This is a genomic window from Halomonas sp. DP3Y7-2, assembly GCF_019800795.1.
Lineage (GTDB): Bacteria > Pseudomonadota > Gammaproteobacteria > Pseudomonadales > Halomonadaceae > Halomonas > Halomonas litopenaei_A.
Window position 1 is genome coordinate 324435 of sequence record NZ_JAHVKJ010000011.1, and the last position, 14429, is coordinate 338863.

Sequence of the window (14429 nt, forward strand, 5' to 3'; positions counted from 1 at the left end):
TCACGACTGGGTGCCGCCAACCGTCAGCTCATCCAGCTTCAAGGTGGGCTGACCCACGCCGACAGGAACGCCTTGCCCCTCCTTGCCGCAGACGCCAATACCGGTGTCCAGCGCCATGTCGTGTCCAATCATCGACACTCGGCCCATGGCTTCGGGCCCGTTACCGATCAGGGTAGCCCCCTTCACCGGCGCGGTAATGCGCCCGTCCTCGATCAGATACGCCTCGCTGGCAGAGAACACAAACTTGCCGGACGTGATATCGACCTGACCGCCACCAAAACTCACGGCGTAAAGACCGCGAGAGACGCTCTTGATGATGTCTTCCGGGTCGTCCTGACCGGCCCGCATGTAGGTATTGGTCATGCGAGGCATCGGCATGTGCGCGAACGACTCGCGGCGAGCATTGCCAGTCGGTGCCATGCCCATCAGGCGGGCATTCAACTTGTCCTGCATGTAGCCCTTGAGGATGCCGTCCTCGATCAGAGTGGTGCACTGACTCGGCGTTCCTTCATCGTCCACCGACAGCGAACCACGCCGATCGGTCAGCGTCCCGTCATCGACCACGGTGACCCCTGGCGCCGCCACCCGTTCACCGATACGGCCGGCGAACGCGGAACTGCCCTTGCGATTGAAGTCACCTTCAAGCCCGTGTCCCACCGCTTCATGAAGCAGAATTCCAGGCCACCCGGCCCCCAGCACGACGGGCATCTGCCCGGCCGGCGCATCCGCGGCTTCCAGGTTGACCAGCGCCTGGCGCACGGCCTCCTTGGCATAGGTTTCGGCGACACCCTCGTCACGCAGGCGCGCCATCGGGTAACGACCACCGCCTCCCGCGCTGCCCCGCTCCCGACGCCCATTGCGAGACGCAATCACGCTCACGTTGAAGCGCACCAGCGGACGCACATCGGTCGCCAGAGTGCCGTCACTGGCGGTGACCAGGACCACTTCATAGACGCCGGACAGCGAGGCACTGACCTGAGTAACGCTGGGGTCGGCTGCTCTGGCCACCCGGTCAGCCAGCTTCAGCATCGCGACCTTGTCCTCGGCCGACAGCCCCGACAAGGGGTCGATGCCCGCATAGCGGGGCTCTGCACTGACCACGATGCGGGGCGCCTGGTTGAGGCTGGCGCCGCTTCGCACGATGCCCGAGGCAGTTCGTCCGGTCTCCGCCAGCGCATCCGCGGTAATCTGGTTGGAATAGGCAAAGCCGGTCTTTTCACCGGCCATCGCGCGCACCCCGACACCACCGTCGATGTTGTAGCTGGCTTCCTTGACCTCGCCATCCTCCAGCACCCAGCCTTCGTGCCAGGCGCGCTGGAAATACAGGTCGGCATAGTCGATGCCCGGCCCGAGGGCATGCCGCAGACCGGCATCAAGTCCGCCAAGGTCAAGCCCGCCGGGGGTCAACAGAGTGGCAACCGCCTCTTCGAGGCTCGCAGGATGTGATGTCATTGGGCACTTTCCAGAGTGATCTGGGGCGACGTCCATGGACCTTGCACCAGATAGTGAATTCGCGTCACCCGATCGATGACGTCACCGAACAGCTTGTCGGCCACGAACAGCGCCCCACCGACGATGGGAGCGCCCGCGACCACAGCGGCCAGTGGCAGGTTGTTGCTGACGGGCACCGTGACGCCGAGCATCAGGTCCAGCTGACGCCTGGCAAGGTCGGCGGAGCCGTCCAGCGTGAAGTCGGTCGCCGGTCCGTCGATGCGGATCGGCCCATCGGTTTCCAGCACTCCACCATACAGGGTTGCGTTACCGCTGACACGGTCAAAGGCGGTTCCTGAACCGGTGACGTCGGTGAAGTCCAGGCGCAGTCGACGCAGCAGGTTATCGACATTAAGAAGCCCCACCACCTTGGCCGATGGCGAACTGATGTTGGCGAAGGCACCGTCCAGCATGCTCACCTCCAGGCTACCCCTCGAACGGGCCAGGGCAAACTGCCAGGGCGCGCCAGGCCAGGCCAGTTGACTGTCCACATCCAGACGCTCGGCACGCACCGCGACCTCCTGGCCCAGCGCAGCCAGGGCGCTACCAGGATCCCCCCCGGTCAACGCCAGCCGGGACCTGGTGAGGCTGTGGTGGCTGCCAGAGGCTTCCCAGATCAGTGATCCATTGGCACTGACTTCGCCGAGGGTCAAGGCGACAGGGTCTACCGACAGACGATCATCCTGGGTCCGCCACTCGCCGCTGAAAGGGCCCATCCGATTGCCCTTGTACTGGATGGTACGGATGTCGAGCCGCCCGTCAGGCAGATCTCGCACGCGGGCAGGAAACTCGGCGGGTTCCTCGGCCACCTCAAGCTCACCAAACAGTGAACCGGCTTCGGCCCCGGCGACCGCTTGCCCTGAAGACGCCGGAATCAGGTCATCCAAGGTCAGTCGGTCGAGATCCAGCACCAGTGGCTGAAGGGTGCCGGGCCGATAGCGCATCTGTCCACTGAGCAGGCTACCGTCCAGCGAGGCGTTCCAGCGCTGGCCGCCGCCCTGCTCGGGACTGGCATTGATGACCAGGGAACCCAGGCAGCGGTCGCCGTCGCTGAGGCAGTCGCTGCGGGCCTCGACCCTGGCCAGACCCACGCTGCCACTGCCACTGCCGGAACCACCACCCGGCATGCTGCCGGCCAGGGGCTTGAGGGCATCCGCCCAGGCCGTGAGATCCAGCCTTGGAAGATGCGCCAACACCGCCACGCCCCGCTCCCTGGGCCAGGCGGCAGGCGCCGACCGACCGATCCACAGCTGGCCTTGGCCACCACCGGCATCGCGCCACCTGGCGCCGACACTGTTGCCGTACTCGGCACTCAGGCTCATGGCATCACCCAGGCGTAGATCCAGCGCAAGCGGTACACGCTCCGCGGCACGCTTGCCCAGGGGGGCCGGCAGCTCGATCGTCAGGCCCTCCAGTGTACTGTCGAGCTGCAAGCGCTGAGCCTCCAGGTTCAAGCGCCCGCGCCATGGAAAGGCACCGGACAGCAACGCCCCCGAAGGCAGTCCCGCCCAGTCCAGCAGCGCAGGCGCCTCGGCACGCCCCGACAGGGCAACGCTGTCGTTGCTGCCTTCCAGCTCTGCGGTCACGTCACCGCCCAGCACGCGACCATCAAGTCGCCCCGACAGGCCGCCATCGTCGCCGTGCTGCTGCCACGTCAGCGGCCCGCGAACATTCTCGAAGGAAAGCCCGGTGCTCTGGTGGGTGACCGATGAGGCTTCGGCATTGGCCTCGACGCTAAGAGACAGTCCGTCAGGGTCGTCCATCGGCATACGCAAGGCCAGCTCACCCTGGACTTGCCCCTCGCCTTGCCAGTCACTGGCGGCATCGACGCCATCCACCGGCATCTCGCCCAGGAACCGCAGTAGATCAGTCAACGACGCAGTCAGCGGTCCATCTACGCTCAGCACCTGGTCCTGCAAGCTGACGCGAGCATCATTTGTGACCACTCCCAGGCTTTCAGCATGATCGACGCGGGCTTCCAGGCTATCGTCTTCGACGGACAGATGTCCGCGCACCTGCTGAAGCGCTGGCCAGCCATCGGCGTAGGGAACACGCCCATCGACAATGTCGAGCTCAAGCCCAAGTGTGGTGTCCAACCTGTCACCACCCTCGCCATCGCTGTCGAGGCTGTCCTGCTCACGCAGGGGCACGTGCAACCTCAGCTGCCCCTGGGGCACCCGCCCCGCCAGGCCGCTGGCGAGCCATTCGGCCAGCTCAGGGTCGACATCGTTTCGCAGCAGCGGCATCGGCAGCCACTCACTGAGCGCGGTATCGCGGGCGTTGACGTCACGCATATCGAGGGACAGGCCGAAGCCCCCGCGCCGGTCTCCGGCAATCGCCAGGCCAAATTCCCCGTCGACCTTGGCACCGCGCCAGCCTACCCTGAGATCTCGCCCACTGACGTAGCTGCGCGGACCATCGTAGGACCACTGCACCTGGCCGGTGGCGTAGTCCAGTGCCATCGGTGCCGAGAACAGGTTAGGGAAGTGCATGGACGCTGCACCGGTATCGACAAAGTCGACTTTTCCTCGAGTGCCGTCGGCCTCGACCCATACATCGAGGGGGCCCCCACCTGGCGCATCCTCCCAGGGATCCACCTCGACGCCCTCGGCGCTGACGCGGGCCCGCCACTCGCCTTCGCGCTTGCCAAAACCTAGCCCGGTGACGCGCCCTCTTGGCTGCAACGCCGATACCGCACGCGACAGCCCTTCGGGCAGGCGCACCCGTTCCCGCCACTGGGCCAGCGCCCCAAGCTCGAAGTCACTGGCGTTGGCCCACCAGCCATCCTCTCGACTGGCCACGTGCCAAAAACGCGGCAGCGCGCTGCCCTCAGGGGCCTGTTCACCGTCGTTGCCCGTCCACAGCACGTCTTCAGTGTCGCCTTCGAACCAGGCTTCCCAGTCATCGACCCCACGCCGCAGCCACTGCCCTCTCAGCTCGGCCCCCGTCATCACGATGCCGCCATGCTCTGCCGCGGGTGCCTCAGGGGCTACCGACGATGGGCTATGATCATCCTGGTTCAGCGCGATACGCGGCGCCCGCACATCCAGACGCACATCCGCCAGCCGTCCGTTATCCCAACGGGCCCATACCGTGGCATCACCGCTGGCCTCATCCAGCCTGAGCACGTCTTCGATGCCGATCAGGCGCGACAGTCCGGTCAGGCTGTCGAGCTGCATGGTGCCCTGCAGCGCCGCACTGAAGTTGCCGGCGTCCCGGGTGCCGGGGGTCAGCGCCATCACCACTTCCATGGCTTCCATGGAGCGGTCTTCAATGAAAATCTCGCCTTCGATGTGGGTGCGTGTTTCGTTCCCGGTCATCAACAGCCGGGGCGCATGCAGGGTGGTCACTTCCCGCCGCCCGTGGAGCACCACGCGTAGATCATCGACCCAGGCCCGCTGACGCAGCATCACGCCGACCCAGAAGTCCAGACGCTGCAGGTTGAATTCGCCATCAGGCATGAGTTCGGGGGGAATCCGGGCCGGCTTGGGCCACAACCAGCGACGCTCACGGTCCTGGTAAAGATGCAGGGTCACGCCCTGAAAATGCGCCTTGTCGGCGACGGGAATACCCTGCTGAAGACTGGCCAGGGTGTCCAGGCGCACCTCCCCCTGCTCGACTTCCAACAGCGGATAGCTGCCCAGGGCGTCGCGCGCTTCCAGGCGCAGGCCATCCAGCGACAGCTCGGGGTCAAGCCCCCGCAGCGCCCCGTTCATTTCGACCAGGTGGGCCTCGGCCTCGAAGCGAGACTCGACCATGTCGATCAGCGTGCTTTCCAGCCGATCCACCTGGCCCAGGGAGAAACGCAGGACCACCGACAGCAGTGCGGCGAGGGCCAGCACCACCGCCACCAGCGTCAGTAACCAGCGAGTCAGCAGGCGAATCGGCCTCATCACATCACATCAGCACGATGTCGTACTGCTCCTGGGAATAGTGAGTCTCGACCTGGAAGCGGATCGTCTTGCCGATGAACTCTTCCAGATCAGCCACTGCCGCCGACTCTTCATCGAGCAGACGATCGACCACGGCTTGGGAGGCCAGCACTGCGTAGGTCTCCGCGTTGTAGGCTCGCTCCTCGCGCAGGATCTCCCGGAAGATTTCGTAGCATACGGATTCCGGCGTCTTCAGCGTGCCGCGTCCCTGGCAGGATGGGCAGGGCTCGCACAGCGTCTGCTCGAGACTCTCACGGGTCCGCTTGCGGGTCAGTTGCACCAGCCCAAGCTCGGTGACGCCGGTACACTTGGTCTTGGCGTGATCACGCTCGAGAGACTTCTCGAGCATTCTCAGCACCTGCCGCTGATGTTCGGGGTCCACCATGTCGATGAAATCGATAATGATGATGCCACCCAGATTACGCAGACGCAGCTGCCGGGCGATGGCGGTAGCGGCCTCGAGATTGGTCTTGAAGATCGTCTCTTCCAGATTGCGATGACCCACGTAGCCGCCGGTATTGACGTCGATGGTGGTCATCGCCTCGGTGGGGTCGATCACCAGATAGCCACCGGATTTCAGCTGCACCTTGCGTGCCAGCGCTTTCTGGATTTCATCTTCCACGCTGTACAGATCGAAGATGGGGCGCTCGCCGGCATAGTGCTCGATCCGCCCGACCGCGGTCGGCATGAACTCTTCCGCGAATTCGACCAGCTTGACGAAGTTCTCGCGGGAATCGATGCGCACCTTCTCGATGTCATCACGCATGACATCGCGCAGGGTTCGCATGAACAGGGGCAGGTCGTCATAGATGACGCTGGGGGCCGGGGCCGTGATCTTGCGCTCGCTGACCTTGCGCCATAGCCGCAGCAGAAAGTGCATGTCCGCCGCCATTTCCTCGAGGGTCACACCCTCTGCAGCGGTGCGCACGATAAAGCCGCCGGTGATGTCGATCTGCTGCTCGGCTTGGGCCGCCTCGACCAGCTCTCGCAGACGTTCTCGCTCGGTCTCGTCCTCGATACGCTGGGACACCCCGTTATGGGGCGAATCTGGCATGTACACCAAGTAGCGGGAGGGTACCGACAGGTGGGTGGTCAGGCGAGCCCCCTTGGAACCGATGGGGTCCTTGGTCACCTGGACGACCAGTGACTGGCCTTCGTGCAGGAGATGCGAAATGGACGGCTGCTCTTCGCCACTGGCGGCGTGATCACCGACGTCGTGGGCGTGAATGAAGGCCGCCCGTGACAGACCAATATCGACGAAGGCGGCCTGCATGCCGGGCAACACTCGAACGACCTTGCCCTGATAGATATTGCCGACAATACCGCGCCGCCTGGCCCGCTCGATGAAGGCTTCCTGGAGCACGCCATTTTCCACCACGGCTACGCGGGTTTCCATCGGCGTCAGGTTGATGAGTACTTCACCACTCATGCGGCTGTCCTTGTCCTTTGATGTCTGGCGCCATTATGACATAGCCACCCACCGTTGCGACGATGCCTGTCTCGGCCATCCTGGCCATACGGATTGATGCAGCATACGCGCTTTCGACCCGCTTGCCATCGCGCAGCGACAGATGACGCCAGATGGGCCGGCCTCAACGCTGCGCCATCCATGTCGAAGACGCCTGTCACCCTCCCGTGCAGAGCGATTCACCGCAACGCAGTGCTCTAGGGAAGGGCCCCACACCACAGCGCCATGCCCTGCTGTCGAAGCAAGGCGGCGGTCTCGAACAAGGGCAGTCCCACCACCGCCGAATGGCTGCCGGCAATGCGCTCGACGAACACCGCGGCAAGCCCCTGGATGGCATATCCCCCGGCCTTGTCCTGGGGTTCACCGCTGCGCCAATACGCATGAATCTCGGCGTCTTCGATCATCCGCATGGTGACGTCAGTGACGACCGTGACCTCCAGCAGACCCGCTGGCCCGGTGACCGCCACAGCCGTCATCACCTGATGATCACGCCCGGAGAGCGAACGCAGCATGGCATACCCCTCTGCGGCATCCGCTGGCTTGCCTAGAATCTGCCCATCGCGGACAACCGCGGTATCAGATCCCAGCGTGACCCGGTCCTCACTCGCCGCCCCCGGCTGGGCCAGTCCTGCGCGCTGACCGACGGTCGCCTTGGTCCGGGCAAGGCGCGCGACATAGTCCACGGCCTGCTCACCCGGATGCGGCGTTTCATCGATGTCCACGGGGCAGACCTCGACCTCGACACCGATACTCGCCAGCAAGTCACGTCGACGCGGCGAGGCCGACGCCAGACGCAGCGTGTTCGACAAGGGAAGGTCGCTAGCGGAAGGCATGCACAGACTCCTGGCCAGGTTACTCGCGGACCGCGCGCCGGCCCAGGGCCTTGAACAGAGTGACCAGCCACGGCCACAGGGCGGCCCCGATCAGCGAGGGCATGAGAAACGACAGATGCATCGAAAAAGGCCCGAACAGCGTGCGCAGCCATTGTTCTACCAGCTGCACCAGTCCCAGCAGCACGAAGATCAGTACCGCCTGCTGAACCAGGGAGTACGTGCGAAATCTGGGATAGACCAGCGCGCCAAGAAAGGCCAGCAGCGACAAGGTCAAGGCACTCTGCCCCAGCGGCGCCCCTTCGATCAGGTCGAGCAACAGCCCCAGCGCAAAGCCGTGGAACACGCCCACGCGATCAGGCTGCGTCATGCACCAGTACAGCAGCATCAGTCCCAGCCAGTCAGGTCGCCAAACCTGCCAACCATCGGCCATGGGCATGACCTGGAGACACAGCGACAAGGCCAGTGTCAGCCACACCAGCAACAGACTGGCCCGTGGAGTGGCAGCCATCAGTTGTCCTCCTCGGTGTCGTCCTCGGGTGGCAGCAGTAGCTCGCCAAGACGGCGAGCCGACTCGATGGCAACCGGATCCAGGTCAGGGTGCCAGCGGCCGCGAGACACCTCTAGCGCCGGCTCCGGTGGGAACAGCAGCAGGAAATGCCGCGAGCGCTGAAGCTGTGCCACCGGCGCCGCGCTGACCGTCGCGAACGGCTCGCCGGGATCATGACCCACGTCGCTGACCCTGGCCACCGGGTAGCCTGCGGGAAAACGTCCCGCCAGGCCGGAGCTGACCAGCAGGTCGCCGACCCGAATATCTGCGGTATCCGGTACATGCAGGACCTTCAGGGCATCGTAGTTGCCCGTTCCCTGAATGATGAAGCGCAGACCGTTGCGATTGACCTGGATGGGCAGCGCGTGACTGGCGTCGGTCAGCATCAGGACGCGACTGGAATAGGCGGACAATTCACTGACCTGCCCGGCGATACCCGACGAGTCCATCACCGGCTGGCCCACATAGACGCCATCGCGACGGCCACGGTCAATCACCATCTGATGGGTGAAGGGGTCTGGATCGAGGGACAGCAGCTCGGCAGTCAGGTAGGGAACTTCATGGTCTCGGGCGGCATCGAGCAGCTCGCGCAGGCGGACGTTTTCCGCGGTCAGGCTGGCCATCCGCTGGACCCGATGGGAGAGCGTCAGCAGCTGTTCACGTAGACGCGCGTTCTCCTCGACCAGAGAACGCTGCTCGGACAATGCCAGAGCCCCCCAATTCAGCACATCACTGGGCAGGCTCACGACCCACTGGATAGGGGCAACCAGCGTCGACAGCTGGGCACGCACCGACTCCATGCGGGTGAAATGCGTATCGACAAACATCAGCCCACCCGCGAGCACCGCACACAACAACATGCGATACCCGGGGACGGAGCCATGCGAGAACAGCGGTTTGATAGGCCGACTCCCTGGAGATCCTGGGCCACACCTTGTCAGTCGCTGGAGAGCAGCTCGAAGGTATGCTGATCAATCATTTCCAGGGCCTTGCCGCCGCCACGGGCGACGCAAGTCAGCGGATCGTCCGCGACCACCACAGGCAGGCCGGTCTCTTCGGCGATCAACTTGTCGAGATCGCGCAGCAGTGCACCACCACCGGTCAACACCAGGCCACGCTCGGCGATGTCAGAGGCCAGTTCGGGGGGAGACTGCTCAAGGGCGCTCTTGACCGCTGAGACGATCGAGCCGAGCGGCTCCTGCAGCGCATCCAGAATCTCGTGAGAATTCAGCGTGAAGCTGCGCGGAATGCCTTCCGCCAGGTTACGGCCACGCACGTCGATTTCGCGCAGCTCGCCACCCGGATAGGCACAGCCAATCTCTTCCTTGATGCGCTCGGCGGTCGCCTCACCGATCAGGCTGCCATAGTGGCGACGCACGTAGGAGCTGATCGCCTCGTCGAAGCGATCGCCGCCGATACGAATCGACTCGGAGTAGACCACGCCGTTGAGCGAGATGATGGCGATCTCTGTGGTACCACCACCGATATCGACGACCATCGAACCCTGGGCTTCCTCCACCGGCAGCCCGGCGCCGATAGCAGCCGCCATCGGCTCCTCGATCAGGAAGACTTCACGGGCACCAGCCCCCTCGGCGGATTCCTTGATGGCACGGCGCTCGACCTGGGTAGACATGCAGGGAACGCACACCAGGACCCGGGGGCTAGGCGTCAGGAAGGTGCTCTGATGCACCTTGCGGATGAAATACTGGAGCATCTGCTCGGTCACGGTGAAGTCGGCGATGACGCCGTCCTTCATCGGACGAATGGCAGTGATGTTTCCCGGGGTGCGGCCCAGCATGCGCTTGGCATCGGCACCCACCGCCGCCACGCTGCGCATGTTGCCAGACTGTCGGATCGCAACCACGGAGGGTTCATCCAGGACGATCCCGCGATGACGCACGTAGATGAGCGTATTGGCCGTCCCCAGATCGATCGACAGATCGCTGGAAAACACACCTCGTAAACGTTTGAACATGGAAAAGATACCTAGTGCAGACCGGAAACCCTGTGCGGACGCAAACGGTATCACTGACCCCCCCTAGCGGCAAGCGTGTTGCGCGTCTCACTTGACCGGGCAGACCTGCCCGAGCGCCCCGGAATGTGGTACCTTCTGCGGTCATTTCATGGACCCTTCCGTCGAGGAATTGATCATGGCGCTTGAACACGCCGAGGTACTCCGTGCCGCTCACCTGGCCCGGATCGACCTTTCAGAGAATGACGCTGCCCACTACCACGATGATCTCGGCCGGATCCTGGAGATGGTTGACCAGCTCCAGGCAGTCGATACCGAGGGCGTCGCCCCCTTGGCCCATCCCCTCGATGCCACCCAGCGCCTGCGCGCCGACGAGGTCACCGAAACTGACCAACGCGACAACTTTCAACGCTGCGCACCTCAGGTCGAAAACGGCCTCTATCTGGTGCCGCGCGTCGTCGAATGACGCCTCGCCCCTTTTTTCTCGACACTGGATTCACGCACACAGGGAGCCAGGCCCATGCATGACAAGACGCTGACAGAGATCAGCCAGGCACTTGCTGCCGGCACCATCTCCAGCCGCGAGCTGACCCAGGATCTGCTCGGACGTATTGATCGCCACGACAAGACGATCAACAGCTTTATCACCGTGACCGCCGACCAGGCGCTGAGCGCCGCCGACGCCGCAGATCAGGCGCGGGCCAACGGCCAGGCAGGACCGCTGACCGGCGTACCGCTGGCGCTGAAGGATATTTTCTGTACCAAGGACGTGCGCACCAGCTGCGGCTCCAGAATGCTCGACAACTTCGTCGCGCCCTATGACGCCAGCGTGGTCGAGAAGCTCAAGGCCGCGGGCAGCGTGAGCCTTGGCAAGACCAATATGGACGAGTTCGCCATGGGCTCCTCCAACGAGTCGAGCTTCTACGGGGCGGTCAAGAACCCCTGGGATCTGAACGCTGTCCCCGGCGGCTCATCCGGCGGCAGCGCCGCTGCCATCGCCGCCGGCTTTGTGCCTGCAGCGCTGGGCACCGACACCGGCGGATCGATTCGCCAGCCGGCGGCCTTTTGCGGCATCACCGGCCTGAAGCCCACCTACGGCCGTGTATCGCGCTACGGCATGATCGCCTACGCCTCCAGCCTGGATCAGGGCGGCCCCATGGCCCGTAGTGCCGAGGACTGCGCCCATCTGTTGAATGCCATCGCCGGCCATGACGTGCGCGACTCCACCAGCGTGGCTCGCGGCGTCCCCGACTACACCGAGGAACTGACAGCACCGCTGTCCGGCCTCAAGATCGGCCTGCCCCGCGAGTACTTTGGAGACGGCCTGGACAGTGGTGTTCGTCAGGCCATCGACGAGGCCATCAAGGTCTATGAGTCGCTGGGAGCCAGCGTGCGCGAGGTCAGCCTTCCGCACACTCAGTACGCCATTCCGGCCTACTACGTGATCGCGCCGGCAGAGGCCTCGTCCAACCTGTCACGCTACGACGGCGTGCGCTTTGGCCACCGTTGCGACAATCCGCTCGACCTGATCGATCTGTACAAGCGCTCTCGTGCAGAAGGCTTTGGCGAAGAGGTCAAGCGTCGCATCCTTATCGGCACCCACACCCTGTCGGAGGGCTTCTTCGACGCCTATTACAAGAAGGCGCAGCAAGTGCGCCGACTGATCCGTCAGGACTTCCTCGACGCCTTCGAAGAGGTCGACGTGCTGATGGGGCCGGCCGCGCCGACACCCGCCTTTGACCTGGGTGCCCAGAAAGACCCGGTTTCCATGTACCTGCAGGATATCTACACCATCGCGGTGAACCTGGCCGGCATTCCCGGCATCAGCGTTCCGGCAGGCTTCTCCGGCCAGCGTCCGGTTGGCCTGCAGATTCTCGGCACACACTTTGCCGAGACCCGCCTGCTCAATGTGGCACACCAGTTCCAGCAGGCCACCGACTGGCATACCAAGCGTCCCGCGATGACCGAGGAGAACCGCTGATGGAATGGGAAACCGTGATCGGTCTCGAGGTGCACGTACAGCTCGCGACCCGCTCCAAGATCTTCTCCGGCTCGTCCACCGCCTTCGGTGCCGAGCCCAACACCCAGGCCAACGCTGTCGACCTGGGGCTGCCCGGCGTGCTTCCCGTATTGAACGAGCAAGCCGTGGCCATGGCGCTCAAGTTCGGCCTGGGCATTCATGCCGACATTCCCGAAGTGTCGGTGTTTGACCGCAAGAACTACTTCTACGCCGACCTGCCCAAGGGCTACCAGACCAGCCAGATGTACCACCCCATCGTCGGCGCTGGTGAAGTGGAGATCCTGCTGGACGACGGCACCAGCAAGATCATTCGGGTTCACCATGCTCATCTGGAAGAGGATGCCGGCAAGTCGCTGCACGAAGACTTTCACGGCATGACCGGGATCGACCTGAACCGCGCGGGCACGCCCCTTCTGGAAATCGTCTCCGAGCCGGACATGCGCTCGGCCAAGGAGGCCGCGGCCTATCTCAAGGCCATCCATTCCATCGTGACGTATCTGGGAATCTCTGACGGCAACATGGCCGAAGGCTCCATGCGCTGCGACGTCAACGTCTCTGTACGTCCGAAGGGTCAGGAAGCGTTCGGCACCCGTGCCGAGATCAAGAACGTCAACTCGTTCCGCTTCGTCGAGCGCGCCATTGCCTATGAAGTCGAGCGCCAGGTCGAGCTGATCGAGGACGGCGGCAAGGTGGTGCAGGAAACCCGCCTGTACGACCCGGAGGCCGACGAGACACGCAGCATGCGGACCAAGGAAGAAGCCAACGACTACCGCTACTTCCCCTGCCCCGACCTGCTGCCCGTGGTGCTCGACTGCGCCTACGTCGACCACCTGCGCGAGAGCCTGCCCGAGCTGCCTGCGGAGAAGCGCGCGCGCTTCCAGGACGAACTGGGCCTGTCCGCCTACGATGCCGGAGTGCTGTCGGCCAGCCGTGAAATGGCGGAATACTTCGAGCAGGTCAAGGACCTCTGCGGCGACGCCAAGCAGGCGGCCAACTGGGTGCAAGGAGAACTGTCCGGGGCGCTCAACCGCGACGGGCTCGACATTTCCGACAGCCCCGTCAGCGCCGAACAGCTTGGCGGTCTGATCAAGCGCGTCATCGACTCGACCATCAACGGCAAGGCGGCCAAGCAAGTCTTCCAGGCCCTGTGGAATGGGGAAGGTGACAGCGCCGACCAGATCATCGAGACCAAGGGACTCAAGCAGGTCACCGACACCGGGGCGATTGAGGCCATGGTGGATCAGGTCATCAGCGAAAGCCCCGCCCAGGTCGCCCAGTACCGGGATGCAGAGCCTGATAAGCGCGGCAAGATGATCGGCTACTTTGTCGGCCAGGTGATGAAAGCGTCTCGCGGCACCGCCAACCCTCAGCAGGTTAACGGCTTGCTCAAGGAAAAACTCGACGCTCTGTGCTGAAACTGACGCACGCCTCCCCGGGACAGCGGCTGTCCCGGGGCCTCTCGTCCACTAGCGGCCTAGGAAGTCACCATGTCTGACGATGTCGGAGCCCGACTACGGGCCTTGAGAACCCTGCGCGGAATCTCTCAACGGGAATTGGCCAAGCGCTGCGGCGTCACCCATTCCAGCCTGTCGTTGATCGAACAAGGCAAGGTCAGCCCCTCCGTCAGCTCCTTGAAGAAGATCCTGGACGCCATTCCGATGAGCGTCGGCGACTTCTTCACCATGGACCTGGAGAGCAAGAATCAGGTCTTCTACAGTGCCGATGAGCTGACGGACGTGGGTAGTGGCGACGTCATCTTCAAGCTGGTTGGCGCCAATCGTGATAGCCGGGCCCTGTCGTTCATGATCGAGACCTACCCCCCAGGCAGCGATACAGGGCGCGAGATGATTACCCATCAGGGAGAGGAAGCAGGCGTCATCCTCGAGGGCGCCATCGAAATCACCATTGGCGCTGAAACCCGCATGCTCGCTGCCGGCGAAGCCTACTACTTCGACACCAATGTGCCTCATCGCTTCCGCAATCCCGGCAAAGAGGCCTGCCGACTGGTCAGCTGCGCCACCCCTGCCCGCACGTTCTAGCAGCCATCGTCTCCTCTCGCCCACCCCTCCCTTGATACAACAAGAGGCCACGCCAGGCGTGACCTCTTCCCCGGCCCCTTATCCAGGGCAAGGCGCTTTCACTGGGCGTTACACGCTCATCACAGGC

The 14429-nt window shown here is 63.9% G+C and carries 11 protein-coding genes; 4 read left to right on the plus strand and 7 right to left on the minus strand.

Features of this window, described 5'->3' with window-relative positions; translation table 11 throughout:
* The 7 genes from tldD to KUV45_RS17080 all read right to left on the minus strand — a co-directional run bounded on the left by tldD (position 1) and on the right by KUV45_RS17080 (position 10246).
* Complete coding sequence (gene tldD, locus KUV45_RS17050) at positions 1 to 1452, minus strand: metalloprotease TldD (protein WP_222163511.1); 1452 nt, start codon at positions 1450 to 1452, stop codon at positions 1 to 3.
* On the minus strand, positions 1449 to 5384 hold the full coding sequence (locus tag KUV45_RS17055; protein ID WP_222163513.1) for a YhdP family protein: 3936 nt from the start codon (positions 5382 to 5384) through the stop codon (positions 1449 to 1451). Before KUV45_RS17055 ends, tldD begins: the two co-directional genes overlap by 4 nt.
* Before the next feature lie 4 nt (positions 5385 to 5388).
* On the minus strand, positions 5389 to 6852 hold the full coding sequence (gene rng, locus KUV45_RS17060) for a ribonuclease G (RefSeq protein WP_206943351.1): 1464 nt from the start codon (positions 6850 to 6852) through the stop codon (positions 5389 to 5391).
* Between the two features lie 236 nt (positions 6853 to 7088).
* Positions 7089 to 7724 carry a nucleoside triphosphate pyrophosphatase gene (locus KUV45_RS17065; protein WP_222163514.1) on the minus strand — a complete coding sequence of 212 codons (636 nt, stop codon included), beginning with the start codon at positions 7722 to 7724 and terminating at the stop codon, positions 7089 to 7091.
* A 19-nt stretch (positions 7725 to 7743) separates the two neighbouring features.
* Positions 7744 to 8232: a rod shape-determining protein MreD gene (mreD, locus tag KUV45_RS17070; RefSeq protein WP_206943353.1), complete on the minus strand. Its 489-nt coding sequence runs from the start codon at positions 8230 to 8232 to the stop codon at positions 7744 to 7746.
* On the minus strand, positions 8232 to 9131 hold the full coding sequence (gene mreC, locus KUV45_RS17075; RefSeq protein WP_206943355.1) for a rod shape-determining protein MreC: 900 nt from the start codon (positions 9129 to 9131) through the stop codon (positions 8232 to 8234). Before mreC ends, mreD begins: the two co-directional genes overlap by 1 nt.
* A 77-nt stretch (positions 9132 to 9208) precedes the next feature.
* A complete protein-coding gene (locus KUV45_RS17080; RefSeq protein WP_206943356.1) occupies positions 9209 to 10246 on the minus strand; it encodes a rod shape-determining protein in 1038 nt (345 codons plus the stop codon).
* Positions 10247 to 10421: 175 nt separating this feature from the next.
* On the opposite strand from KUV45_RS17080, the gene gatC reads away from it, so the two are divergent.
* The 4 genes from gatC to KUV45_RS17100 all read left to right on the plus strand — a co-directional run bounded on the left by gatC (position 10422) and on the right by KUV45_RS17100 (position 14302).
* Positions 10422 to 10709 (plus strand): Asp-tRNA(Asn)/Glu-tRNA(Gln) amidotransferase subunit GatC, encoded by a 288-nt coding sequence (gene gatC / locus KUV45_RS17085; protein WP_222163516.1) that lies wholly within the window; start codon positions 10422 to 10424, stop codon positions 10707 to 10709.
* A 54-nt stretch (positions 10710 to 10763) separates the two neighbouring features.
* Positions 10764 to 12224, plus strand: a complete 1461-nt coding sequence (gatA, locus tag KUV45_RS17090; RefSeq protein ID WP_206943360.1) for an Asp-tRNA(Asn)/Glu-tRNA(Gln) amidotransferase subunit GatA — start codon at positions 10764 to 10766, stop codon at positions 12222 to 12224.
* A complete protein-coding gene (gene gatB, locus KUV45_RS17095; protein ID WP_206943362.1) occupies positions 12224 to 13678 on the plus strand; it encodes an Asp-tRNA(Asn)/Glu-tRNA(Gln) amidotransferase subunit GatB in 1455 nt (484 codons plus the stop codon). The genes gatA and gatB overlap by 1 nt, the downstream gene beginning before the upstream one ends.
* A 72-nt stretch (positions 13679 to 13750) precedes the next feature.
* Positions 13751 to 14302, plus strand: coding sequence for a cupin domain-containing protein (locus KUV45_RS17100; protein WP_206943364.1), 552 nt, complete (start codon positions 13751 to 13753; stop codon positions 14300 to 14302).
* Positions 14303 to 14429: the final 127 nt, after the last annotated feature.

Coding starts and splice junctions, on each gene's coding strand:
- tldD (WP_222163511.1), bottom strand. CDS start 1,452: ATGACATCACATCCTGCGAGCCTCGAAGAGGCGGTTGCCACTCTGTTG.
- KUV45_RS17055 (WP_222163513.1), bottom strand. CDS start 5,384: ATGAGGCCGATTCGCCTGCTGACTCGCTGGTTACTGACGCTGGTGGCG.
- rng (WP_206943351.1), bottom strand. CDS start 6,852: ATGAGTGGTGAAGTACTCATCAACCTGACGCCGATGGAAACCCGCGTA.
- KUV45_RS17065 (WP_222163514.1), bottom strand. CDS start 7,724: ATGCCTTCCGCTAGCGACCTTCCCTTGTCGAACACGCTGCGTCTGGCG.
- mreD (WP_206943353.1), bottom strand. CDS start 8,232: ATGGCTGCCACTCCACGGGCCAGTCTGTTGCTGGTGTGGCTGACACTG.
- mreC (WP_206943355.1), bottom strand. CDS start 9,131: ATGTTGTTGTGTGCGGTGCTCGCGGGTGGGCTGATGTTTGTCGATACG.
- KUV45_RS17080 (WP_206943356.1), bottom strand. CDS start 10,246: ATGTTCAAACGTTTACGAGGTGTGTTTTCCAGCGATCTGTCGATCGAT.
- gatC (WP_222163516.1), top strand. CDS start 10,422: ATGGCGCTTGAACACGCCGAGGTACTCCGTGCCGCTCACCTGGCCCGG.
- gatA (WP_206943360.1), top strand. CDS start 10,764: ATGCATGACAAGACGCTGACAGAGATCAGCCAGGCACTTGCTGCCGGC.
- gatB (WP_206943362.1), top strand. CDS start 12,224: ATGGAATGGGAAACCGTGATCGGTCTCGAGGTGCACGTACAGCTCGCG.
- KUV45_RS17100 (WP_206943364.1), top strand. CDS start 13,751: ATGTCTGACGATGTCGGAGCCCGACTACGGGCCTTGAGAACCCTGCGC.